The sequence below is a fragment of the uncultured Sphingosinicella sp. genome (assembly GCF_963974575.1).
Classification (GTDB): Bacteria; Pseudomonadota; Alphaproteobacteria; order Sphingomonadales; family Sphingomonadaceae; genus Sphingosinicella.
The window spans coordinates 172217-195992 of record NZ_CAXBBQ010000006.1; the positions used below are offsets into that span (position 1 = coordinate 172217).

A 23776-nucleotide genomic window follows, 5' to 3' on the forward strand; every position below is an offset into this window, starting at 1 on the left:
GCACCTTAGTTGGCCGGCGGGGGGCGGACAAGCGCCGCCGCCCCGCTTTCGGCTGAATTTTAACGACCGACGGCGGCAGCGACTTCAGCCGCGAAATCGGTCTCTTCCTTCTCGATGCCCTCGCCGAGCTGGAAGCGCACGAACTCGGCGATCTTTACCGGCGTACCGAGGTCTTTCGCGGCCTTGGCGACCACGTCCGAGACCTTGCTCTTGCCGTCGATCACGAAGATCTGGCCGAGCAGCGTCGATTCGCCGAGGAACTTGCGGACGCCGCCTTCGACCATCTTCTCGACGATGTCGGCGGGCTTGCCCGACTGCGCGGCCTTCTCGCGCGCGATCGAGCGTTCGCGCTCGACAACCACCGGGTCAACGCCCGTCTCGTCGAGCGCCAGCGGATTCGCGGCGGCGATGTGCATGGCGATCTGCTTGCCGAGCGCTTCGAGCTGGGCGGCGTCGCCCGTCGATTCGATCGCGACGAGTACGCCGATCTTGCCGAGGCCCGGCGCAGCGGCGTTGTGCACGTAGGACGACACGACACCCGCGGGCACCGAAACCTGCGCAATGCGGCGCAGCGACTGGTTCTCGCCGATCTTGGCGATATTGTCGGTCAGCGCTTCCGAAACCGGCTTGCCGGCGGCGGTGTTCTGCGCACCGAGCGCCGCGACGTCCGTCGTACCGCTGGCAAGCGCGAGGTCGGTCACTTCGCGCACGAAGCCCTGGAAGATCTCGTTCTTCGCGACGAAGTCGGTTTCCGAGTTCACCTCGACCGCCGTGCCCTTCGTGCCGCTGGTGGCGACGCCCACGAGGCCCTCGGCGGCCGTGCGGCCCGCCTTCTTGGCGGCGGTGGCGAGGCCCTTGGCGCGCAGCCAATCGACCGCGGCTTCGAAGTCGCCGCCGGTTTCGGTGAGCGCCTTCTTGCTGTCCATCATGCCGGCGCCGGTGCGCTCGCGCAGATCCTTCACAAGCTGTGCCGTGATCTCGGCCATGTGCTTAATCCCTTCTGTCTTTGAATGAGGCGGGGCGGCTGCCCGTTACGGCGCCGCCCCTTCCGTTTTGTGACACACCGCTCGAAAAGCGGCGCGTGGGGCGTCAGGCGGCGACTTCGGCCTGCGGTTCGGCCGCTGCGCCGAGGTCCGCGCCCAGATCGCGCTGACGGTTCTGGTTGCCGCCGAGCACTGCGTCCGCAATCGCGTCACAGTAGAGGCGGATGGCGCGCGAGGCGTCATCGTTGCCCGGGATCGGGAAAGCGATTCCGCTCGGATCGCTGTTCGTGTCGAGGATCGCGATCACCGGAATGCCGAGCACGTTGGCTTCCTTCACGGCGAGGTCTTCCTTGTTCGTGTCGATCACGAACATGACGTCGGGCAGGCCGCCCATGTCGCGGATACCGCCGAGCGAGGCTTCGAACTTGTCGCGCTCACGCGTCATCTTCAGCACTTCCTTCTTGGTGAGGCCGTGCGTGTCCCCGGCAAGCTGCTCTTCGAGCTGCTTGAACTTGCGGATCGACTGCGAAATCGTCTTCCAGTTGGTGAGCATACCGCCCAGCCAGCGGTGGTTCACGAAATGCTGACGCGAACGGCGCGCGGCCTCCGCGATCGGCTCCTGCGCCTGGCGCTTGGTGCCGACGAACAGCACCTTGCCGCCGGCCGCAACCGTGGCGCGAACGAATTCAAGCGCGCGCGCGAACTGCGGAACGGACTGCGACAGATCGATGATGTGCACGCCATTGCGATCGCCGAAGATGTAAGGCTTCATCTTCGGGTTCCAACGGTGCGTCTGGTGACCAAAGTGGGCGCCGGCTTCCAAAAGCTGCGCCATCGTGACGACGGGTGCCGCCATAATCGTTTCTCCTTCCGGTTTGACCTCGATGCAGGAGGAAGGCAGCAGGCTGCCCACCGGATATGTTCCCGCATCTGTGGAATGCGGCGGCCTTTAGCGCCGCGCGGCGGCAAATGCAAGGGGGCGCCTGATTGTCCGGGGGACGAAAGCGGCGTATTGCGTATCAGGTGCAAAGATCGTCTTGGGAGGACGACATGCTCAAGTCCGCGCTCATTCTCGGTATGGCTGCAACAGCAGCGGGATCGGGGGCGTCTGATACGGGAAAGGCTGACCGGAATAGCGCATTCGTGCTGTTCAGCGGCGGCATTCCTACGCTCCAGGTCAATACAGGTGCGCGCGCCTGCCCCTTCGAGGCGCCGAAAGCATCGTCCGCGCGGCGCGGCAAACCGGTGTTCGCGGTCTACTGATCGTTCGGGAGCCCGTGTACGGCGAGTGCCGCATTGTAGTAGCGCGGATCGGAAGTCACTTCGCGGCCCAGCCACGCCGGGCGGATCACGGCCTCATCCTCGCGCTCCAGCTCGCATTCCGCGATCACGAGGCCTGAAAACTCGCCTTCGAAAACATCGACTTCCCACAGCCTTCCGTCTTCGATGACGTCATATCGCCGCTTGGCGAGCAGCCGCCCGCTGCGCAACGCGATCAGCGCGCGCGCATCTTCGAGCGGCACATCATATTCGAACTCGTCGCGCGAAAGGCCGGAGACGCGGCCCTTGATGGTAAGCCTGCCGGCATTGTCGTCGATAACCCGAACGCGCACAGAGGCTTGCTCGCCGCGCGCGATATAGGCCTGCGCCATCGCCCGGCTGCGCACGACGTTCACGCGCCAGCCGTCTCCCGTCACCAGGAACTTGCGTTCAATCTCTGTCCCCATCAGGCGGCGTCGCGCCAGTCGTCCCACGCGCGCTCCCAGCGGCGGAGGCGCGCCTTGCAGGGCTCTTCGAACAGCACGGCGCCGAGCTTCAGCGCTTCTTTTTCGAGCACGTGACGCCGTTCGATCGCCGCCTTTTCGAGACGCCTGAGTGCCTTCTCCTTGCGGTCGTGGAGCCGCGCCTCGAGCGCGCAAAGGTCGTGCTGCTCGCCGAGAAGATTGCCGAGCCGCCCCAGCATCTCGCCGCGCGCGGTGAGCCCGGGATCGATGTCGTGAAGCAGGCGCACCTGAAAGCCGTGGTCCTTGATGTGCTTGCGCCACTCGTGGAAGGCCTCGATGTCGTCGCCCGCCGCGCCGCCTGCCTCGCCCATCAGCTTCACCGCCTTGCGGCACGTGCGCCGCAGCCCCTTGCGAAGCGCACCGAACCCATCGCGTTCGATCCGCCAGCCTACGGCTGCGGCCCGCAACGCGAGAAGCCGCGCACGCGCGTCCTCAAGCACATCGCCGCGCACGCGCAAAGCCGCCGCTGCCTCATCCGCCTCCAGCTCTTTGCGGAAGGCGGCGAGCGTCTTGCCGCCGCTTTCGCCCGCGACGCTGTCGAACGTTGCGAGCAGCACTTGCGCCTCGCGCACGTCGGCAAGCCTTGCCGCGAGCGTGCGCAGGGCTGCGTTCGCTTCGGAATAGCCGGGGAAGACCGCGCGCAGCAGCCGCAGCAGTGCGCGTATCCGCTTGGTTGCCGTGCGGACGCCGTGGACGCTGCGTTCAAGATCGGCGTCCGCCCCCTCCAGCGCGGCAAGCGCGCCGTCAAGCTGCTCGGCCGCGATCCGCCGCAGCGCGGCTTCGATGCCAGCATCGCCCCGCGCGAAACGATAGGCCATAGATCGATGTCGCTCCGCCTTTGTTTCAGCACGTTGCTATAGGCGCTTGGCGCACAAAAAAAAACGGCGGACGCAAACTCAATGCGTTCCGCCGTCAGTTTCTCGGTGTGGGTCAGCTCAGGCAATCGACCCAGACCGAAAGCTGCGGGGCCTGTCCATACAGACATCCTCGCGCTGCCAGCCTCGCTTCAGCAAGGGCGATGCCAGAACATCAATTGTTTGAAATCAATGGCTTGTGAATGACGTCACTTTGACGATTCTGTGCCGCCCGCCCCGTTTCGGGACAGTCAACGCAGTCTGCCCGCCGCCGCCCACCAGCCCGGATACGCGGCCGCTATCTCAGCGCGTGCAGCGTCTGCGTCCGCAGCGGCATCAAACAGGGCGAAGCAGGTCGCGCCCGATCCCGACATACGCGTAAGCGCGGCACCGCGCTGATCGAGCGCACCAAGAACCGCGCCGATCACCGGGCACAGCGAAACCGCGGGTGCCTCGAGGTCATTGCGCCCCGCCAGCGCGGCGGCGAGCGGTGGACCGTCTGCGAGCGCGCCCTTGTCGATGCCCTCCCACGCCGCGAACACGGGACCGGTCGCAAGCGGTACGCCGGGATTGACGAGCAGCACGGCCTTGCCGCGCACGTCGCCGTCGGCGAGCGTGCAAAGCTGCTCCCCTACTCCGTCGCCCCGCTGTGTGCGGCTGCGGACGCACGCGGGCACGTCTGCGCCCAGTGCGGCAGCAATCGCGCAGAGTGCCGTCTCGTCGGCATCGATTCCCCAAAAGCGGTTGAGGAGGCGCAGCGCCGCTGCCGCGTCCGCCGAGCCGCCGCCGATGCCCGAGGCGACCGGCAGGCGCTTGTCGAGCGTAAGCGCCGCGCCCGCCCCCACCCCGTAAGCGCCGGCAAGCGCGCGCGCCGCGCGCATCACCAGGTTGTTCTCGTCCGCGGGCAGGCCTGCGCCGAACGGGCCGCCGATGGCCAGCGTGACGTCATCCGCCCCGCGCACGGAGAGAATGTCGCCGAAATCCGCGAATGCGAAGATTGTTTCAATGTCGTGATAGCCGTCCGCGCGGCGCCGCCTCACGTGGAGCGCGAGGTTGATCTTCGCCCAGCCGGTCTCGGCGGCCGCTTCGCCCGTCACTTCTTCGCCGTATCCCTCAGCGCGAGATCGAGGCCGTAGTCGTACTTGGCCTCAAGCGTTCCCTTGCGCTCAGGCGTCGGATCGGCATCGAGCGCGGCCTTCCAGCGGTGGCGCGCCTCGATACGGCGGCCCACCATCCAGTAGGCATCGCCAAGATGTTCAGTGATGACAGGATCGTCGGCAACCGCCGCGACCGCCTGCTCCAGCGTGGCGGCAGCAGCGGCATATTCGCCCGCCTGATACTGCGCCCAGCCGAGCGAATCGGTGATGTAGCCGTCTTCCGGCGCGAGACCGTGCGCCTTTTCGATGAGGAGGCGCGCTTCCGGCTTCGAAAGCCCGCGATCGAGGAGGGCGTAGCCGAGATAGTTCAGCAGCGTCGCATCTGCAGGTTGCAGCCGGATCGCCTCGCGCAGCGAAGCCTCCGCCTCGGGCCACTTACCGCCCTGTTCAAGCGCCGAACCTTTCAGGAAATGCAGCCGCCACACGATCGCCGGGTCTGCGGGGCCGAGCGCGAGCGCCTTGTCGTAGGCCGCGGCCGCATCGAGGAAACGCTTGGCCGATTGCAGCGCGTCGCCATAGCGCGCGAGATCCTCGGCGCGGGCGCCCGGTGCGTTCGCGGCGGTCTCCAGCAGCTGCATCGCTTCGGGCTCGCGATCGAGCCGCGCGAGGATCGCAGCCTCCTGCCCCAGCGCCATCGCCTTTTCATCATCGCTGCCGCGCACGTTGCGAACGGCAGCGAGCGCCGCTTCGTAACGCTCTGAAGCTGCGAGAAGTTCGGTCGTCAGCAGCCAGCCCGAGGCCTGATCGGGGGCGAGCATCGTGGCGATGCGCGCCAGCGTGAGCGCGACCGGGATCGGCCGTTCGCGCGAAAGGTCGGCCGCCATACGCAATGCGAGCAGCGCGACCCCCTCGCTGGCGTTCGACGGGATGCCGACGATCGGCGTGCCAGCTGCAAGTGCGGCCTTCGCCGTCTCGACATCGGTGTGCGCAGCCGACTCCGTCAGTCGCTTCAGCGCCTCCTCGGGCTGCTTTTCGGCCTGCAGCGCGCGCGCTGCGGCAATCCGCATCCGAATGTTGCGGCCACCATCATCCGTGGTCAGCTGGTCATAGATTTCAGCGGCTTCCGCATAGCGCTTCGCGCGGAACAGCAGGTGTGCACGGTGTTCGAGAACATAGGTGCGCGCGAAGCCATCGAGCTGTTGGGCGTCGAGCGTGCGGATGCCGGCGGCGGTCTTGCCGCGCGCCTCGGCGATCCATGCGTCGATGATCGGCACGATGAAGCTGCCGAAGCCTGCATCGGTCAGCCGCGCCGTCGCCTCACGCGCTTCGGACCATTTCCGTGTCTTGATCGCGTTCGCGACGAGCAGCAGCGTGACGCCGCTGTCGAAGCGGTCCTGCCGCGCCAGCCGCTCGCCGACACCGACGGCAAGCGCCTCATCGCCCGCCGCGATGGCAAGGTCGAAGGTCTGCCGCAGCAGTTGCGGATCGTCCGGCGCATAGGTGAGCGCGCCGGCGAAATAGTCGGCGGCCCGCCCGAGCTCACCGTTCGCGAGCGCGAGGTGGCCCTGCACGTAGCTACCGTAATCCGCCTCCTGCACCGGCATCATGGTCGCCTGGGCGGAGGGCGCCGCGAGCGCGGATGCGAGGAGGAAGGCTACGGCTGCACGCATGGGAATCTCGCTACATGTTGGGATAATTGGGCCCGCCGCCGCCTTCGGGCGTCACCCAGTTGATGTTCTGCGTCGGATCCTTGATGTCGCACGTCTTGCAGTGGACGCAGTTCTGCGCGTTGATCTGGAAGCGCGGATTGCCTTCTTCCTCGCCCACGACCTCGTAAACGCCCGCCGGGCAATAACGCTGCGCGGGCTCGTCGTAGAGCGGCAGGTTATACGCGATCGGGATCGACGGGTCTTTCAGCTGCAGGTGGACCGGCTGGTCCTCCTCGTGGTTGGTGTTCGACAGGAACACCGAGGAGAGGCGATCGAAGGTCAGCACGCCGTCCGGCTTCGGATAATCCGGCTTCTTGCAGTGCTCCTTGCGCCAGAGCTGCTCGTTATCCGGGTGGTGCTTCATCGTGAACGGCAGGTGGATGCCGTATTGTTCGAGCCACATGCTCGCGCCCGCAAGCAGCGTCCCGACGAAATTGCCGTATTTTTCGACCAGCGGCAGGGTGTTGCGGACGATGAAGAGCTCTTTCTTCACCCAGCTCTCGTCGTAGGCAGCGGCATAAGCGGAAAGCTCGTCGTTCGCGCGGCCGGCGGTCACTGCATCGAAGGCGGCGTCCGCCGCCATGATCCCGGTCTTGATCGCGGTGTGCGAGCCTTTGATGCGCGGCACGTTGACGAAGCCCGCCGCGCAGCCGACGAGCGCGCCGCCGGGAAATACCAGCTTCGGCACGGCCTGGTAGCCGCCATCGTTGATCGCCCGCGCGCCATAGGACACGCGGCGGGCGCCCTTGAGCATCTTCGCGATCGCCGGATGCGTCTTCCAGCGCTGCATCTCCTCGAATGGGGAGAGGTGCGGGTTGCGGTAGTTGAGCCAGGTGACGAAGCCGAGCGCGATCTGGTTGTTCGCCTGATGGTAGATGAAGCCGCCGCCGTTCGCATCGTCGAGCGGCCAGCCCTGTGTGTGGATGACGCAGCCCTCGTCATGATTCTCGGGCTTCACATCCCAAAGTTCTTTGATCCCGATTCCATAGACTTGTGGCTGACTGTTCGCATCCAGTGCGAAGCGTTTCTTCAGCTGCTTGCTGAGATGACCACGCACCCCCTCGGCAAACATCGTATACTTGGCATGGAGCTCCAGCCCCGGCTGGTACGACGGCTTGTGGCTGCCATCGCGCGCAACACCGAAGTCGCCGGTCGCGACACCCCTCACCGCGCCGTTTTCATCAAACAGCACTTCAGCCGCAGGGAAGCCGGGGAATATCTCGACGCCTAGCGCCTCAGCCTGCGATCCCAGCCAGCGGCAGAGATTGCCAAGGCTGCCCGTGTAGCAGTCGTCATTGTCCATGAACGGCGGCAGCAGGATATGCGGGAAATCGAACTTGCGGTTCTTCGTCAGGATCCAGTGGTGGTTCGACGACACCTCGACAGTGAGCGGGTGCCCATCCATCTCGCGCCAGTTCGGCAGCAGCTCGTCGAGCCCGCGCGGGTCGATGACAGCACCCGAAAGGATGTGCGCCCCGATCTCCGAGCCCTTTTCGAGCAGACAGACCGAAATCTCCTTGCCCTCTGCCGCAGCGCGCTGCTTCAGCCGGATCGCCGACGCGAGGCCTGCCGGTCCGCCGCCGACGATGACGACGTCATAGGCCATCGATTCGCGTTCGCTCATGGCTTCCTTCCCTTTCCCCCGTTTGCAACTCTAGCTGTGCGCCTTATTGCAGACGACACAATAATGGTTTTGGCGGGTTTGATAGGTCGCAAGGCCCGCCTTTACCAGTGCGGATTGAAGACTTGAGGAACATGCGAGTGATGGAAGCGAGCGAGCGCGACGAACTGCTTGCCACACTCGGCTGGTGGGTCGAGGCGGGCGTGGACGCGCTCGTCGAAGCCGCGCCGCGTGATTGGCGCACCCCGCCTCCGCGCGCTGCGACACGTGAAATCCCTGTCTCCGCGCCGGAGCCGGAGCTTGTTTTGCGTACCGGCACCGCGAGCCCGCCGGCGACCGTCTCGGCCACGACGATCGCCGAACTCCGCCACGCGGTCGAGGTCTTCGAAGGCTGCCCGCTGCGCACAGGCAACGTCAGCACAGTGTTCGCGGATGGCAACCCGGAGGCTGATCTGATGCTGATCGGCGAGGCGCCCGGCGCACAGGAAGACCGCATGGGCCTGCCCTTCGTTGGGCCCGCGGGCCAGCTTCTCGACCGGATGCTCGCGGCAATTGGCCGCAATCGCACCAGCGCCTACATCACGAACGTCACCTTCTGGCGCCCGCCGGGCAACCGCACGCCGACACCGGCAGAGGTGGAAACGACAATGCCGTTCGTGCGCCGCCACATCGCGCTGGTCCGGCCGAAGGTGATCATTGCGCTCGGCGCCTGCGCTGCGCGCGCACTCACGGGTGACGTCACCGGCATCATGCGGCTGCGCGGCCAGTGGCGGCCTCTTGCCGTCGAAGGCACAGATTACCCGTTGATGCCGACGCTGCACCCGGCGTTCCTGCTCCGCCAGCCCGATGCGAAACGCCTTGCATGGGCAGACCTTCTCGCCGTGAAAGCGAAGCTCGATGCCGATTGACGAAAGCCTGCCCTTCATTCCCGTCCGCATCGCCGTGCTGACTGTTTCCGATACGCGCGGGCTCGCCGACGATCGATCTGGCAACACGCTGGTCGAACGGCTGGAGGGCGCCGGGCATATCCTCGCGGCACGCGCGATCGTGAAGGACGACGTCGGTACCATCGTCGAACACCTCGCAGCATGGATCGAAGATGCGGAGGTGGACTGCGTGATCACAACCGGGGGCACCGGCGTGACCGGGCGTGACGTCACCCCCGAAGCCCTCGCCGAGGTCTGCGAAAAGGAAATCCCCGGTTTCGGCGAACTGTTCCGCTGGCTCAGCTTCCAGTCGATCGGCACGTCCACGGTGCAGTCCCGCGCCACCGCAGGTGTCGCGCGCGGTACCTACATCTTCGCCCTGCCCGGCTCGACCGGCGCAGTGAAGGACGGCTGGGACGGCATCCTTGCGGCGCAGCTAGACAGCCGCCACCGCCCCTGCAACTTCGTGGAATTGATGCCGAGGCTGCGGGAGCGCTAGTCGCCCTTCACTGCCGCAAGCTCGTGCCCTTCCAGGTCGACGAAGTGGAAGCGGCGGCCGCCGGGAAACGGGAAAATGTCGAGGCTGATTGTCCCGCCTGCCGCGATCACCGCGTCCTTCGCCGCCTCCAGGTCTTCCACCTCGATCACTGGCAGGACATGCGCCGTCACGTGCTCGCCCGTGGCGTTGAAGCCGATGTCCGTGTCACCCGTCACCGTCGCGGCATAACCGGGCCCGAAGTCGTTGATCTCGAATCCGAATACGTCCGCATAGAAGCGTTTGGCCTTTGCGATATCGCGCGTCGGCAGTTCCAAATAGTTGAAGCGCGCCATCTCCGTTCCTTTCAATGTTCTTGATTTGTTCTTAAATGGCGTGCATGATTTGTCAATGTCGAGACGCGTCAACGCCGCGCGCGGCGCAACCCTGAACACAACCAGCAACCGCTTCGATGATCTGGCACGCGAGGCGGACGGCGATTGGCTCGATTCGCGCGGCGAGGACGACCTTCCGCCCTTCCGCACCGAGATCAGCTACGAAACGCCGCGAACGGCGATCACGCGCAACACGTCGCCCGATCTGCCCTTCGACCGCTCGATCAACGCTTATCGCGGCTGCGAGCACGGCTGTGTCTATTGCTTCGCGCGGCCGACACATGCGTACCTTGGCCTCTCGCCGGGCCTCGATTTCGAGCGCAAGCTGACGGTAAAGAAGGGCATTCCCGAGCTGCTCAGGAAGGAGCTTGAAAAGCCGCGCTACGAATGCCGCCCGATGGCGCTCGGCACCAACACGGACCCCTACCAACCCGTGGAAGGGAAATACCGTACGACTCGGAAAATCCTGGAAATCCTGTCTGAAACAAATCATCCGGTGATGATCACGACCAAATCCGCACGCGTGGTACGTGACATCGATATCCTCGCCCCGATGGCAGAGCGCGGGCTCGCCGCGGTGATGGTCTCGGTCACAACGCTCGACCTGGAAACCGCGAAGACGCTGGAACCGCGCGCGACCGCTCCCCGCAGGCGAATCGCAGCAGTGAAGGCGCTCGCTGAAGCGCGCGTGCCCGTCTCCGTATCGCTTGCGCCGCTCATCCCGGCGATCAACGACCACGAGATTGAAGCAATCCTGGAAGCCGCCGCGAAGGTGGGCGCAGACATGGCCTCGATGATCCTCGTCCGCCTGCCGCACGAGGTCTCGCCCATCTTCCGGGCATGGCTCGATGCTCACATGCCGGACCGCGCCGCGCGCGTGATGGCGCACATCCAGGAGATGCGTGGCGGCAAGGACAATGAGGGCAGCTTCCACGCGCGCTTCAAGCCGCAGGGCGCCTATGCGGCGATGATCCGCGCGCGTTTCCAGGCCGGATGCCGCCGCTTCGGCCTCAACCGCCGCGACATATCGCTCCGCACCGACATGTTCAGTCCGCGCGGAAAGCAGCTTTCGCTGTTTTAGGCGGCGTCGGGGAAGCGATAGTCCTTGAACTGCTGGCGGAGCGTAAGCTTCTGGATCTTGCCCGTCGCCGTGTGCGGGATCTCCTCCACGAAGACGACGTCGTTCGGCATCCACCACTTGGCGACGCGGCCAGCAAGGTGATCCAGAAGCTCCTGCTTGCTCGGGTTCGCGCCCGCCTTGGGCACGACGATCAGCAGCGGCCGCTCGTCCCACTTCGGGTGCGGCAGGCCGATCACAGCAGCTTCCGCCACGCCGGCATGGCCGACAGCCTCGTTTTCCAGCTCGATCGAGCTGATCCACTCGCCACCGGACTTGATCACGTCTTTGGCGCGGTCGGTGATCTGCATGTAGCCGGACACGTCGATCGTCGCGACGTCGCCGGTATCGAACCAGCCGTCGGCATCGAGCACGTGGCCGCCATCGCCCGCGTAATATTCGCGCACGACCCAAGGCCCGCGTACCATCAGGTGGCCGAAGGCCTTGCCGTCGCGCGGCATCTCGCTGCCGTCGTCGTCCACGATCTTCATCTCGACACCGAAGATCGAACGGCCCTGCTTGGTCTGGATGTCGTACTGTTCTTCCTGCGGCTTTTCGAGCGCTTCGGCGGAAAGTGAGCCGAGCGTGCCGAGCGGCGACATCTCGGTCATGCCCCAGGCGTGGCAGACGGTGACGTCGTACTTCTCCTTGAAATCAACGATCATGGAGCGCGGCACGGCCGAGCCGCCGATGACGACCCGTTTCAGTTCTCCAAGCGTATCCCCTGTCTTTTCGAGGTGCTGGAGCATGGCGAGCCACACCGTCGGCACGGCTGCGGTAAGCGTCACCTTCTCGCGCAGGATAAGGCCGTGCAGCGTCGGCGCGTCGAAATGGGCACCGCCCATCACGAGCTTGGCGCCCGCGGCGGCCGCGGCATAGGGCACACCCCATGCATTCGCGTGGTACATCGGCACCACCGGCAGAATCGCTGTTGCGGACGTGACGCCAAGCGCATCCGCCGAGTTGGCGCCGAGCGTATGCAGCACGTTCGAACGGTGCGTATAGAGCACGCCCTTGGGATTTCCGGTCGTCCCCGACGTGTAGCAGAGCCCCGCGGGCGTCTGTTCGTCGATATTGGCCCATTCGAAATCGCCATCGCTCTCGGCAATCAGGTCTTCGTAGGCAAGCAGGTTCGGGATGCTCGTCTTGGGCAGATGTTCGCGCCCCGTCATCAGAACATAGTGCTCGACCGTGTTCAGCTTGGGCGCGATTCGTTCGATGAGCGGTACGAAGGTCAGATCGAAGAACAGCACACGGTCGCCCGCATGATTCATGATGTAGATGATCTGCTCTTCGAAAAGGCGCGGGTTCACGGTGTGCGCGACCGCGCCCATCCCCGAGATGCCGTACCAGCATTCCACATGGCGCTGTGTGTTCCACGCGAGCGTCGCCACGCGGTCGCCGAGCCGGATGCCGAGGCGGCTCAGGGACTGCGCGATCTTGAGCGCGCGTGCACGCACCTCGCGCCAGTTGGAACGGCCTTCGCCGCCTTCGACCAGCGCGGTGACGATTTCGCGCGTGCCGTGGTTGAGCGCCGCGTGGTCGATAAGTTTCCAGACCAGCAAAGGCCAGTCCTGCATTCCGCCTAACATGGTGACTCCTCCCAAAGAGCGGAGGGACGCTAGCCGGACGACCGTCGCCGATCAATCCGCCGATATCGATCGTCCACTTGACAACGAAAGAACAAATATGGAACAAGCGAACATGAGAAGAACAAAAGGGGTTCAAACATGGCCTTCATGCTCTCTGCCACGCTTTCAAGCCTGTTGCTTTTCGTAAGCCTCGCGGTGGTTGCTCACATGTTCGCAGATGCACGCGCCGCCATCGCGCGGGCGCTTCGCGGCGAAATCGATGTCGTGATTACGGAGCGTCTTGTAACGGCGGTTGAGCCGATGCCGCGTCCGTGCCCGGCTCCGTCCCGTTATCGGGAATGGCAGCCGCTGCCACTTGCCGCCTGACCTTGCGGTACGACAGGATCGCCATCGGGATTGTGGCGGCATAGACCACCGAGATCAGCGATAGTGTCATGTACGGCGCGGAAAGCAGCGCCCCGGCGAACAGCGCCACGCCGACAAGGGCCATAATTCGGTATTCGGGGCGGATGCGGACCGATTTCCACGAATAGGTCGGCAGGTTCGAGACCATCAGGAACGCAACCGTACCGACGACGACGGCGGTGGCGACCGTGCCGACCTCGGAATAATGCGCGAAACGGGTCGGCTCCAGCCAATAGTAAAGGAACATGGGGCTCAGTGTCATGCCCGCCCCTACCGGTGCGGGAATGCCGGTGAGGAAGCCGTGCTTCTTGTGCGGCTGGTCTGTGACGTCGAGGTTGGCGTTGAAGCGCGCTAGCCTCAGTGCGCAGCAGACAGCGTGAGCGAGTGCGACGATCCACCCCGCACCCGGAAGCTGCTCCAGCGTCCACAAATAGATGACGAGCGCGGGCGCCACGCCGAAGGCGGTGACGTCAGACAGCGAATCAAGCTCGGCGCCAAAGCGGCTCGCGCCTTTCAGCAGGCGCGCAACGCGCCCGTCGATGCCATCGAGCACGCCTGCCACGACGATCGCGAGGATCGCCCGTTCGAAATCGCCCGCAATGGCGAGACGTACCGAGGTGAGCCCGGCGCAGAGCGCGGCGATCGTGATTGCGTTCGGGATCAGCACCCGAATCGGGATGACCCTTTTCAGCCTTCGCGGCGGCTGGTGGTCGACCTTCACTGGCGGACGCCGCGCAGGCGATCACCGGGGCCGCCAGGACGGCCGATTACGGTTTCGCCGGCGACGGCGCGCTGGCCGACCGCGACGGCGGGAACGGTGCCTGCAGGTAAATAGACATCGACACGGCTACCGAAACGTATCAGGCCGACGCGCTGACCCGCGCCGACGCTTTCGCCGGTGTTCACGAACTTGATGATCCGCCGCGCAACGAGGCCGGCGATCTGCGTGAAGCCGATGCGGCGCCCATCGGCACCCTCAACGACGAAATACTGGCGTTCATTGTGCTCGCTCGCCTTGTCGAGCTCGGCGTTCAGGAACTTGCCGGGCACATAGACGATGTCGCGGAGCGTACCCGCGATCGGGGAGCGATTTACATGGACATCGAACACACTCATGAAAATCGAAACGCGCGTGAAGGTTCCATCGCCGATGCCGCGCTCACTGCCGGAAATCTCGCGCGGCGCAGGAACCTCCATGATCTGTGACACGAGGCCATCGGCCGGCGAAACGACGAGTCCCGTCCCTTCGGGCGTGACACGCTGGGGGTCGCGGAAGAAGGCGAACGTCCAGAATGTGAGAGCCGCCGAAAGCCAGCCGAGAATATTCCAGTCCGCAATGAACCAGAAGAAGCCGGTGAGCACCGCCGCGAGCACGACGAACTTGTTGCCGTCCGGGTGGATCGAGGGCGGAAACTTGTAAGTCGCCGCCGGTTCAGCGGGCGCGGGCGCCGCGGCGGCGGGCGCAGGCGGCGTTACGGGTGGCGTCACTGGCGGCTCGGGGGGTGTTGTGTCGTTCATATGCCATCTTTAGCCCCTGCGTGCGCACGATGACAACGCGCAGCTTCAGAGAAAGCAGGAGGAGTGCGCCTTTGCCGCCCCCGCGCCTGTTGATCTTGGCCTTCGTTTCCGCCAAGAGCGTGCGCGAGTAAAAATCCATACACGCACCAAGAGGTATCGATGGCGAAGATCAAGGTGGCAAACCCCATCGTCGAGATTGACGGCGATGAGATGACGCGGATCATCTGGCAGTGGATCCGTGAACGCCTGATCCTCCCCTATCTCGACGTCGACCTGAAATACTACGATCTCAGCATCGAGAACCGCGACGCCACCGACGACAAGGTGACGGTGCAATCCGCGAACGCCATCAAGCAATATGGCGTCGGCGTGAAGTGCGCGACGATCACGCCTGACGAGGCGCGCGTCGAGGAATTCGGCCTGAAGAAGATGTGGAAGTCGCCGAACGGCACGATCCGCAACATCCTCGGCGGTGTCGTGTTCCGCGAGCCCATCGTCATCAAGTCCGTGCCACGCCTCGTGCCGGGCTGGACAGACCCCATCGTCATCGGCCGCCATGCGTTCGGCGATCAGTACAAGGCGACCGATTTCCTGGTCCCGGGCGCCGGCAAGCTGACCATGAAGTGGACCGGCGAGAACGGCGAAACGATCGAGCACGAAGTGTTCGAGTTCCCGACCTCGGGCGTCGCCATGGGCATGTACAACCTGGACGATTCGATCCGCGATTTCGCCCGCGCCTCGCTCAACTACGGTCTCGCGCGGCAGTGGCCCGTGTATCTCTCCACCAAGAACACCATTCTGAAGGCCTATGACGGCCGCTTCAAGGATCTGTTCCAGGAGATTTTCGACAAGGAATTCAAGGCGCAATTCGACAAGGCTGGCATCGTTTACGAACACCGCCTGATCGATGACATGGTCGCCTCCGCGCTGAAGTGGAGCGGCAAGTTCGTGTGGGCCTGCAAGAACTACGACGGCGACGTGCAATCCGACACCGTTGCGCAGGGATTCGGCTCGCTCGGCCTGATGACCTCGGTGCTGATGACGCCGGACGGCAAGACCGTGGAAGCCGAGGCCGCCCACGGCACTGTCACCCGCCACTACCGGATGCACCAGCAGGGCAAGGCGACCTCCACGAACCCGATCGCATCGATCTTCGCGTGGACCGGCGGTCTCAAGCACCGCGGCAAGCTCGACAATACGCCGCAGGTCACCAAATTCGGCGAACTGCTCGAGCGCGTCTGCGTCGACACCGTCGAAGAGGGTCACATGACGAAGGATCTCGCGCTCCTCATCGGCCCGGATCAGGCTTGGATGACGACCGAGCAGTTCTTCGAGAAGATCGTGGACAACCTCGAAGCCGCGATGAGCAAGGAATTCTAGCGCTTTAGGCGCTTTTCTGCTGACGCCGCGGCGGCCTCCCCGTTAGGATACCGCCGTGGCTGCAGATCCGCTCTTTTCTCCTGGTTTTCGCGACGCGCTTGTCATCCTGGGCGCGACCGGCCTCGTCATACCCGCGTTCCATCGACTTCGGATCAGCCCGGTCATCGGCTTCATCGTTGTCGGGCTGCTGATCGGCCCGTCGGGGCTTGGCCGGTTGGGAGACGCCCTGCCCTGGGTCCGGCACATTTCAATCAACGACCGCGAGGTCATCGAACCGTTCGCCGAGATTGGCATCATTCTGCTGCTGTTCTCGATCGGGCTTGAGCTCTCGTTCCGCCGCCTGTGGGACCTCAGGCAGCTGGTTTTCCTCATCGGACCCGCCGAACTTGCCATATCCGGCGGTGTCATCGGGTTCCTTCTCCACCAGTTCACCGACCTCGGTGCCGTCGTGTCGCTGATGCTCGGCATCGCCCTGGCGATGTCCTCGACTGCGCTCGTGCTGCCGATGACCGGAACGAAAAGCCCGATCGGCAAGCCCGCCTTCGCCATGCTGCTGTTCGAAGATCTGGCCATCGTGCCGATCATCTTCGTGATGGGTGTCATCAGCCCGCTGCCGGGCGGCGATGATGCGGGTGATCTCACACGCACGGTATTTCTGGGCGCGATTGTCGTCATCGCATTGCTGGTGCTGGGTCGGCTGCTGCTGCCGCGCCTGTTCCGCCAAGCCGCCCGCACCAAGAGTCCCGAGCTCTTCCTCGCGGTGTCGCTCGTCGTCGTGATGGGCGCCAGCCTTGCAACGAGCGCCGTTGGCCTCTCGCCGATCGTCGGTGCGCTCCTCGCCGGATTGGTGATCGCCGAGACCGAGTATCGTATGCAGGTCGAAGTCACTGTCGAACCTTTCAAGAATCTGGCGCTCGGCATCTTCCTGATGACCGTGGGCATGAGCCTCGATTTTGAACTCATCGCCCGCATGTGGCCGTTCCTGATGCTCGCAATCGTCGGCATCATTGTGGTGAAGGCGTTCGTGACTGGCAGTCTTCTGCGCCTCTCCGGCGTTCCGCGCGGGGTTGCCGCGAATGTCGGCGTGCTGATGGCGTCGCCTTCGGAAACCACACTGATCGTGCTTGCGGCCGCAGTGCAGGCGCGCGTGATCGACACCGATACTGCGGCCTTCTGGCAGATCGTCACCGCTGTCGGCCTTACCGCGACGCCGCTGCTGGCGCGGATCGGCAGCGACACGGCGCGGCGCGTGGACCCGGCGACGCCCGAACCGCCTCGGGACCCTTCCGAAAACGGCGGGCGAACGATCGTCGCCGGCTATGGCCGGGTGGGCCAGATGGTGACGGACATGCTCGTGCGGCACGATCAGCCGTTCGTGATCGTCGATGCCGATATCGACATGGTGGATCTCGGACGCAAACGGGGCCACGAAATCGTCTTCGGCGACGTCGGGCGGCCGGGTCTGCTCGACCATCTCGGTATCGCACAGGCGCGCTCGATCGTGCTTACGATGGACGATCCGGTACAACTGATCGCAACGACCCGCGCCGTGCGCGCTGCCCACCCCGATCTCTGCATCATCGCGCGCGCCAAGGATGCCGAACACGCCGCCCAGCTTTACCGGGCGGGGGCGACCGATGCCGTGCCGGAAACGCTCGAATCTTCTCTCCAGCTTGCTGAGGCCGTACTCGTCGATATCGGGCGGCCAATGGGGCTGGTGATCGCCTCGATCCACGAGATGCGCGAAATCAAGCGCGAGAAGATCAAGGCCATGGTGCCGGATCTGCCACGTGAACCGCTGAAAGCCGCGTCGCGCCTGCGCCGCAGTGACGAGGAGTCGGTCGAATAGGTTAAGCCGCGAGCGCGCCCTTCACCGCCGCGATGGCATCCGCCGCCTTCGCACCTTCGGGGCCACCGCCCTGCGCCATGTCCGGGCGCCCGCCGCCGCCCTTGCCGCCGAGCGCCGCGACGCCCGCCTGCACCAGCAACACTGCGTTGAAGCGCGCGGTGAGGTCGTCCGTGACGCCGACGGCAATACTCGCGCGGCCTTCGTTCACAGCCACGATCGCAGCAACGCCCGAGCCGACCTGCTTTTTTGCCTCATCAACCGCACCGCGCAGATCCTTCGGATCGAGCCCTTCGGCGACGCGCGCAACGAACTTCGTGCCCGCAACCTCCTCGGCCTCCGCCGCTGGAACGGCGCCCGCACCGCCGCCAAGCGCCAGCGCCTTCTTGGCGTCGGCCAGCTCGCGCTCGAGCCGGCGACGTTCTTCGACGAGCGCCTGCACGCGCGCCGGAAGCTCGGCGGGTGCCACTTTCAACGCCGCAGCCGCCTCGCGCAGCTGGTCTTCCTGACCCTGCAGGTAAAGCCGCGCCGCCTCGCCGGTCAGCGCCTCGACCCGGCGCACGCCGGAAGACACGGCGCTTTCGCTGATGATCTTGACGAGGCCGATATCGCCGAGCGCGCGCACATGCGTGCCGCCGCACAGTTCAACAGAGTAATCCGCGTCCACATCACGGCCCATCGAAAGCACACGGACCTCGTCGCCGTACTTCTCGCCGAACAGCGCCATCGCCCCGGCCTCGATCGCATCAGCATGGCTCATCAGGCGCGTCGTAACGTCCGCGTTGCCGCGCACCTGCGCGTTCACGTCCGCCTCGACGAGCGCGATCTCTTCGGCGGTGAGCGCCTTCGGATGGCTGAAATCGAAACGGAAGCGATCTTCCGCAACGAGCGAGCCCTTCTGCGTGACGTGCGCACCGAGCCGATTGCGAAGCGCGGCGTGGAGCAGGTGGGTCGCCGAATGGTTGGCGCGGATGCGGCCACGGCGCGCGGCATCGACGTCGAGCTGCACGACATCGCCGACGCGGACGCTGCCCTCGGCAATGCGCGCCTGATGCGCATGCAGCTTGCCGAGCGGCTTGGACGTCGTTTCGACAACGGCCTTGAGACCGCCAGCCGTAATCGTTCCCGCGTCTCCGGTCTGGCCGCCGGATTCGCCGTAGAACGGCGTTTGGTTGGTGAGGATGACGACGGTGTCGCCCGCGCCCGCCGTTTCCACGCGCGCGCCGTCCTTGACGATGGCGATCACCTCGCCCTGTGCGGTGTCTGAGGTGTAGCCCGTGAATTCGGTCGCGCCGAATTCCTCGGCAACGTCGAACCACACGCCTTCGTCGGCCTGCGCGCCGGAGCCCGCCCAGGCGGCGCGCGCGGCGGCCTTCTGCGCGGCCATCGCCGTGTCGAAACCGCTCTTGTCGACCGACAGACCCTGCCGGCGCAGCGCATCCTCGGTGAGATCGAGTGGGAAGCCGTAGGTGTCATAGAGCTTGAACGCCGTCTCGCCGGGAAGCACGGCACCTTCGCCCATGCCCGCCGTCGCCTCGTCGAGCAGGCGAAGCCCCGTTTCCAGCGTCTGCCGGAAGCGTGTTTCCTCCAGCTTTAGCGTCTCCTCAATGAGCGGCTGCGCGCGCGTCAGTTCCGGGAACGCGCCGCCCATCTGGCTGACGAGTGACGGCACCAGCCGGTACATCAGCGGGTCTTTCGCGCCGAGCAGGTGCGCGTGGCGCATCGCGCGGCGCATGATGCGGCGGAGCACGTAGCCCCTGCCCTCGTTCGACGGCAGCACACCATCGGCCACCAGGAAGCCGCTGGCGCGCAGGTGATCGGCGATAACGCGGTGCGAGGCCGACATCGGCCCCTTCGCATCGGTCTTCGTCATCTCGGCGGCCTCGCCGATCAGCGCCTGGAAAAGGTCGATTTCGTAATTGTCGTGCGTTCCCTGCAGCACGGCTGCGACGCGCTCCAGCCCCATGCCGGTGTCGATCGACGGACGCGGAAGGTCGCGCACGATCTCGCCCGCCTCCTGTTCATACTGCATGAACACGAGGTTCCAGATCTCGACGAAGCGGTCGCCGTCCTCGTCCGGGCTTCCGGGAGGGCCGCCGGGGATATGGTCGCCATGGTCGAAGAATATCTCCGAACACGGCCCGCACGGGCCATTGTCGCCCATCGCCCAGAAATTGTCCTTGGTGGCGATGCGGATGATGCGGCTGTCGGGCAGGCCGGCGATCTTCTTCCACAGCGCGAAGGCGTCGTCATCGGTATGGTACACCGTCACCGTCAGCCGCTCGGGCGAGATGCCCCATTCCTTCGTAATAAGGTTCCACGCGAGGCCGATCGCGCGTTCCTTGAAATAGTCGCCGAAAGAGAAATTTCCCAGCATTTCGAAGAACGTATGGTGCCGCGCCGTATAGCCGACATTATCGAGATCGTTGTGCTTGCCGCCGGCGCGCACGCACTTCTGGCTGGACACCGCCGTTGTGTACGGGCGCGTTTCGAGGCCGGTGAACACGTTCTTGAACGGCACCATGCCGGCGTTCACGAACATCAGCGTCGGATCGTTCTGCGGCACCAGCGGCGCCGACGGCACGCGCATATGCCCCTCGCCCGCGAAAAAGTCGAGAAATGAGCGGCGTATGTCGTTCGTGGAGGTCATGGCGAGCATGTAGTCGAGGACTGCGCGCTACTCAAGGTGACAGAATGACAGGCGCGCGGGACCATTCCCCCTTGCGCTCGCGGCGCAACAGGCAGACCTTGCTCCTGTTGTGCCGCTTTGAGTGCCGGCCCAATGCACGAGGCCGAAGCCAGGCGGCGATCATCCACTATGGGGAGATCGTGACATGGCGGCTTTGTTACAGGAGACCGGCAAACCTGTCAGGGTGGTGGCGCTCGTCGGCCCGGCGGGCGCGGGCAAGACGAGCCTTGTAGAAGCGATGTTGTTCACGGCGGGTGCGATCCCGCGGCAGGGCAGCGTGGAGGCCGGAACGAGCATCGGCGATGCGTCGCCGGAAGCGCGCGCGCGGCGCGGCTCCACCGAACTCAATCTCGCCCGCTTCGATTACCTCGGCGATGCATTCGCGATCGTGGACGCGCCCGGCGCGTCCGGCTTTGCGCCCGATGCGCTGCTTGCCGTAGCCGCCGCCGATCTTGCGATCGTAGTGATCGACCCCGATCCCGCGCGCGCTGCGCTCGCCGAGCCCGCCCTGCGCCAGCTTGAAACGCTTGGCCTCCCGCACGCGATTTTCGTCAACAAGATCGAGTCCGCGCGTGGGCGCATCCGCGATCTCCTCGAAGCGTTGCAGCCGATGAGCGCGAAACCCATCCTTGCGCGGCAGATCCCCATACGCGAGGGCGAGGCGATCACCGGCTTCGTCGACCTCGCGCTCGAACGCGCCTTCCACTACCGGCCCGGCAAGGCGTCCGAGCGCATCGAAATGCCATCTGCGCTCGCCGATCGGGAAACGGCAGAACGCTTTCACATGCTCGAACAGCTTGCAGACCACGACGACGCGCTTCTGGAAAAGCTGCTGATGGACGAAGAGCCGGACGCGGCGATGGTGTTCGGCGACCTCTCGCGCGAGACGGGCGAGAACCTTGTCGTGCCGCTGCTGTTCGGTTCGGCGCAGGCCGATCACGGCGTGAGGCGGCTTTTGAAGATGCTGCGCCATGAAACACCCTCGCCCGCCGCCGCCGCCGCGCGACTCGGCGCGGATGGCGGCGCGTTTGTCTTCAAGGTCGCGCACGGCAACGCTGCGGGTCGGCTCGTCTATACACGCGCCTTCGGCGGGCTTGCCGAAGGTACCGAGCTTCGTGACCGGGATGGCAATCCGGTGCGCGCGGGCGCACTGTTCAGCGTACTCGGCGACAAGCTCGGCAAGACCGCGAGCGTGCCGCCGGGCGCGGTGGCGGCCATCGCGAAGGTCGATACGATTACGGCCGGCGACATTGTTTTTCCGGCAGGCCATGCGCGGCGCGCGGAGATCGCGCACCCAGTGCCCGGCCATGCGCTGGCGATCACAACGCGCGAACGGAAGGACGACGTGCGACTTTCCACTGCGCTCCACAAACTCGTCGAGGAAGACATCAGCCTCGCCTGGGATCAGGACGCGGCGACGCACGAAATGCTGCTGCGCGGACTTAGCGACGAGCATCTGAACATGGTGCTCGCGCGCCTCAAGCGGCGTTATTCGGTGGCCGTAGATGCACAGCCGCCGCGCATTCCCTACCGCGAATCGATCCGGCGGAGCGCAACGCAGCGCGGGCGGCACAAGAAGCAGTCGGGCGGACACGGCCAGTTCGGCGACGTGGTCATCGAGGTCGCCCCGCGCGGCCGGGGTGAAGGCTTCCTTTTCATCGACCGCATCAGCGGCGGCACGATCCCGAAGCAATGGATTCCGGCGGTGGAGACAGGCGTTCGCGATGCGATAGAGCGAGGCCCGCTCGGCTTTCCTGTGGTCGACGTAGCGGTGACGCTAACCGACGGTTCCTACCATACGGTGGACAGTTCGGAGCTTGCCTTCCGCACCGCCGGACGCATCGCCATGAGTGAGGCGCTCGCGGCGTGCAGTCCGCATCTTCTGGAACCGGTCGCGAAGGTGACGATCAAGACGCCTGGCACGGCAACCTCGCGTGTGACCTCGGCGATTGCCAGCCATCGCGGCCAGATGCTCGGCATCGTGCCGCGCGAAGGCTGGTCGCGCTGGGATGTCGTCGAGGCGCTGATGCCCGAAGCCGAGTTGCAAGGCTTCGGCGCCGAGCTGCGCTCGCTCAGCCAGGGGCTGGCGAGCTTCACGGCGGCGTTCGATCATCTCGCCGAGCTGAACGGCACGCTCGCGGAGGTGGTGGTGAAGCAGGCACTCGCGGCTTGAACGTTGTACCTCCCAAAAACGAAAGAGGCAGCCTCCGGGGGTGAGGCTGCCTCGGGGGGACAGGGTTCGACGAAAGCCTATTCTTCGCTGTCGCTCTCCGGGCCGACCAGCAGGGCTTCGGAAAGCCCGGCGGCATTGTCGCGGATGGCCTTCTCAATCTTGTCACGCATCTCGGGATTGTCGCGCAGGAACTGCTTGGCGTTCTCGCGGCCTTGCCCGATGCGTGTCGAATCGTGGCTGAACCATGCACCCGACTTCTCGACGATGCCGATCTTGACGCCAAGATCGAGAATTTCGCCAACCTTGGAGACGCCTTCACCGTACATGATGTCGAATTCGACCTGCTTGAACGGCGGCGCCACCTTGTTCTTCACCACCTTCACGCGCGTCGCATTGCCGACGATTTCGTCGCGGTCCTTGATCTGGCCGGTGCGGCGGATGTCGAGACGAACACTCGCGTAAAACTTGAGCGCATTGCCGCCCGTCGTCGTCTCCGGGTTGCCGTACATGACGCCGATCTTCATGCGCACCTGGTTAATGAAGATGACGATGCAGCGCGAACGGCTGATCGAACCCGTGAGCTTTCTGAGCGCCTGGCTCATCAAGCGTGCCTGCAGGCCGACGTGGCTGTCGCCCATCTCGCCTTCGATTTCGGCCCGCGGTACCAGCGCGGCGACCGAGTCGACGACGAGAATGTCGATCGCGTTCGAACGCACCAGCGTGTCGGTGATCTCCAGTGCCTGCTCACCCGTGTCGGGCTGCGAGACGATAAGATTCTCGATATCGACACCGAGCTTCTTGGCGTAAACGGGATCAAGCGCATGTTCAGCGTCGATGAACGCCGCCGTGCCGCCGCCCTTCTGCGCTTCGGCGATGGCATGAAGCGCCAGCGTCGTCTTGCCCGAGCTTTCCGGGCCGTAAATCTCGATGACGCGACCGCGCGGAAAACCGCCGACACCGAGCGCAAGATCAAGACCGAGCGAACCGGTCGAGATGGAATCGATTTCCATGGCATCGCGCTGGCCGAGTTTCATTGCCGAGCCCTTGCCGAATGCCCGGTCGATCTGCGCCAGAGCCGCGTCGAGAGCCTTTTGCTTGTCCATGCCTGATTCCACCACCCGAAGCGCTGATGCCATTGTCTGGTCCCTCCTAGTGGGCTGACGAAGCCGTTTCAATGAGGGATCGTGTACGCAGTTTGTTCCGCACACGCAA

At 65.0% G+C, this 23776-nt stretch carries 20 protein-coding genes; 7 read left to right on the forward strand and 13 right to left on the reverse strand.

Annotated elements, in window-relative coordinates:
* Positions 1-59: 59 nt before the first annotated feature.
* Both tsf and rpsB read right to left on the reverse strand, forming a co-directional pair.
* Positions 60-986, reverse strand: coding sequence for a translation elongation factor Ts (gene tsf / locus AAC014_RS12685; RefSeq protein WP_121048963.1), 927 nt, complete (start codon positions 984-986; stop codon positions 60-62).
* A gap of 103 nt (positions 987-1089) precedes the next feature.
* Positions 1090-1839: a 30S ribosomal protein S2 gene (gene rpsB / locus AAC014_RS12690; protein ID WP_121048966.1), complete on the reverse strand. Its 750-nt coding sequence runs from the start codon at positions 1837-1839 to the stop codon at positions 1090-1092.
* 194 nt (positions 1840-2033) lie between these two features.
* Here rpsB and AAC014_RS12695 point away from each other — a divergent pair, with 194 nt between their 5' ends.
* Positions 2034-2246, forward strand: coding sequence for a hypothetical protein (locus AAC014_RS12695; RefSeq protein ID WP_339709041.1), 213 nt, complete (start codon positions 2034-2036; stop codon positions 2244-2246).
* Here AAC014_RS12695 and AAC014_RS12700 read toward each other — a convergent pair.
* From AAC014_RS12700 to AAC014_RS12720, 5 genes are all read right to left on the reverse strand, one after another.
* Entirely contained in the window at positions 2240-2710 is a 471-nt protein-coding gene (locus AAC014_RS12700) for a CYTH domain-containing protein (RefSeq protein ID WP_339709042.1), read from the reverse strand. The genes AAC014_RS12695 and AAC014_RS12700 overlap by 7 nt on opposite strands.
* Complete coding sequence (locus tag AAC014_RS12705) at positions 2710-3585, reverse strand: CHAD domain-containing protein (RefSeq protein ID WP_339709043.1); 876 nt, start codon at positions 3583-3585, stop codon at positions 2710-2712. Before AAC014_RS12705 ends, AAC014_RS12700 begins: the two co-directional genes overlap by 1 nt.
* 287 nt (positions 3586-3872) lie before the next feature.
* Positions 3873-4718, reverse strand: coding sequence for a 4-(cytidine 5'-diphospho)-2-C-methyl-D-erythritol kinase (locus tag AAC014_RS12710; RefSeq protein ID WP_339709044.1), 846 nt, complete (start codon positions 4716-4718; stop codon positions 3873-3875).
* Positions 4715-6388: a tetratricopeptide repeat protein gene (locus AAC014_RS12715; RefSeq protein ID WP_339709045.1), complete on the reverse strand. Its 1674-nt coding sequence runs from the start codon at positions 6386-6388 to the stop codon at positions 4715-4717. The genes AAC014_RS12710 and AAC014_RS12715 overlap by 4 nt, the downstream gene beginning before the upstream one ends.
* A 10-nt stretch (positions 6389-6398) precedes the next feature.
* Entirely contained in the window at positions 6399-8051 is a 1653-nt protein-coding gene (locus tag AAC014_RS12720) for an electron transfer flavoprotein-ubiquinone oxidoreductase (protein WP_339709046.1), read from the reverse strand.
* 140 nt (positions 8052-8191) lie between these two features.
* Between AAC014_RS12720 and AAC014_RS12725 the strand changes: the two genes are divergently transcribed.
* Both AAC014_RS12725 and moaB read left to right on the forward strand, forming a co-directional pair.
* Entirely contained in the window at positions 8192-8956 is a 765-nt protein-coding gene (locus AAC014_RS12725) for a uracil-DNA glycosylase (protein ID WP_339709273.1), read from the forward strand.
* Complete coding sequence (gene moaB / locus AAC014_RS12730) at positions 8946-9473, forward strand: molybdenum cofactor biosynthesis protein B (protein ID WP_339709047.1); 528 nt, start codon at positions 8946-8948, stop codon at positions 9471-9473. The genes AAC014_RS12725 and moaB overlap by 11 nt, the downstream gene beginning before the upstream one ends.
* Here moaB and AAC014_RS12735 read toward each other — a convergent pair.
* Positions 9470-9805 (reverse strand): VOC family protein, encoded by a 336-nt coding sequence (locus AAC014_RS12735; RefSeq protein WP_339709048.1) that lies wholly within the window; start codon positions 9803-9805, stop codon positions 9470-9472. The two genes, moaB and AAC014_RS12735, sit on opposite strands and share 4 nt — an antisense overlap.
* A 55-nt stretch (positions 9806-9860) precedes the next feature.
* On the opposite strand from AAC014_RS12735, the gene AAC014_RS12740 reads away from it, so the two are divergent.
* Positions 9861-10925 (forward strand): PA0069 family radical SAM protein, encoded by a 1065-nt coding sequence (locus AAC014_RS12740; protein ID WP_339709049.1) that lies wholly within the window; start codon positions 9861-9863, stop codon positions 10923-10925.
* Here the strand turns inward: AAC014_RS12740 and AAC014_RS12745 are convergent.
* The 3 genes from AAC014_RS12745 to AAC014_RS12755 form a co-directional block, all read right to left on the reverse strand.
* Positions 10922-12553, reverse strand: coding sequence for a long-chain-fatty-acid--CoA ligase (locus AAC014_RS12745; protein WP_339709050.1), 1632 nt, complete (start codon positions 12551-12553; stop codon positions 10922-10924). The genes AAC014_RS12740 and AAC014_RS12745 overlap by 4 nt on opposite strands.
* Before the next feature lie 268 nt (positions 12554-12821).
* Positions 12822-13679 (reverse strand): phosphatidylcholine/phosphatidylserine synthase, encoded by an 858-nt coding sequence (locus tag AAC014_RS12750; RefSeq protein WP_339709051.1) that lies wholly within the window; start codon positions 13677-13679, stop codon positions 12822-12824.
* Positions 13676-14476: a phosphatidylserine decarboxylase gene (locus tag AAC014_RS12755; protein ID WP_339709052.1), complete on the reverse strand. Its 801-nt coding sequence runs from the start codon at positions 14474-14476 to the stop codon at positions 13676-13678. The genes AAC014_RS12750 and AAC014_RS12755 overlap by 4 nt, the downstream gene beginning before the upstream one ends.
* A gap of 159 nt (positions 14477-14635) precedes the next feature.
* On the opposite strand from AAC014_RS12755, the gene AAC014_RS12760 reads away from it, so the two are divergent.
* Both AAC014_RS12760 and AAC014_RS12765 read left to right on the forward strand, forming a co-directional pair.
* On the forward strand, positions 14636-15856 hold the full coding sequence (locus tag AAC014_RS12760) for an NADP-dependent isocitrate dehydrogenase (RefSeq protein WP_339709053.1): 1221 nt from the start codon (positions 14636-14638) through the stop codon (positions 15854-15856).
* Positions 15857-15911: 55 nt separating this feature from the next.
* Positions 15912-17705 carry a cation:proton antiporter gene (locus tag AAC014_RS12765; protein WP_339709054.1) on the forward strand — a complete coding sequence of 598 codons (1794 nt, stop codon included), beginning with the start codon at positions 15912-15914 and terminating at the stop codon, positions 17703-17705.
* Between the two features lies 1 nt (position 17706).
* Here the strand turns inward: AAC014_RS12765 and alaS are convergent, their stop codons facing one another.
* Complete coding sequence (gene alaS / locus AAC014_RS12770) at positions 17707-20352, reverse strand: alanine--tRNA ligase (RefSeq protein ID WP_339709275.1); 2646 nt, start codon at positions 20350-20352, stop codon at positions 17707-17709.
* A gap of 184 nt (positions 20353-20536) precedes the next feature.
* Between alaS and AAC014_RS12775 the strand changes: the two genes are divergently transcribed.
* Positions 20537-22564 carry an elongation factor G gene (locus AAC014_RS12775; RefSeq protein ID WP_339709055.1) on the forward strand — a complete coding sequence of 676 codons (2028 nt, stop codon included), beginning with the start codon at positions 20537-20539 and terminating at the stop codon, positions 22562-22564.
* A 77-nt stretch (positions 22565-22641) separates the two neighbouring features.
* Here the strand turns inward: AAC014_RS12775 and recA are convergent, their stop codons facing one another.
* Positions 22642-23700 (reverse strand): recombinase RecA, encoded by a 1059-nt coding sequence (gene recA / locus AAC014_RS12780; RefSeq protein WP_339709056.1) that lies wholly within the window; start codon positions 23698-23700, stop codon positions 22642-22644.
* Positions 23701-23776: the final 76 nt, after the last annotated feature.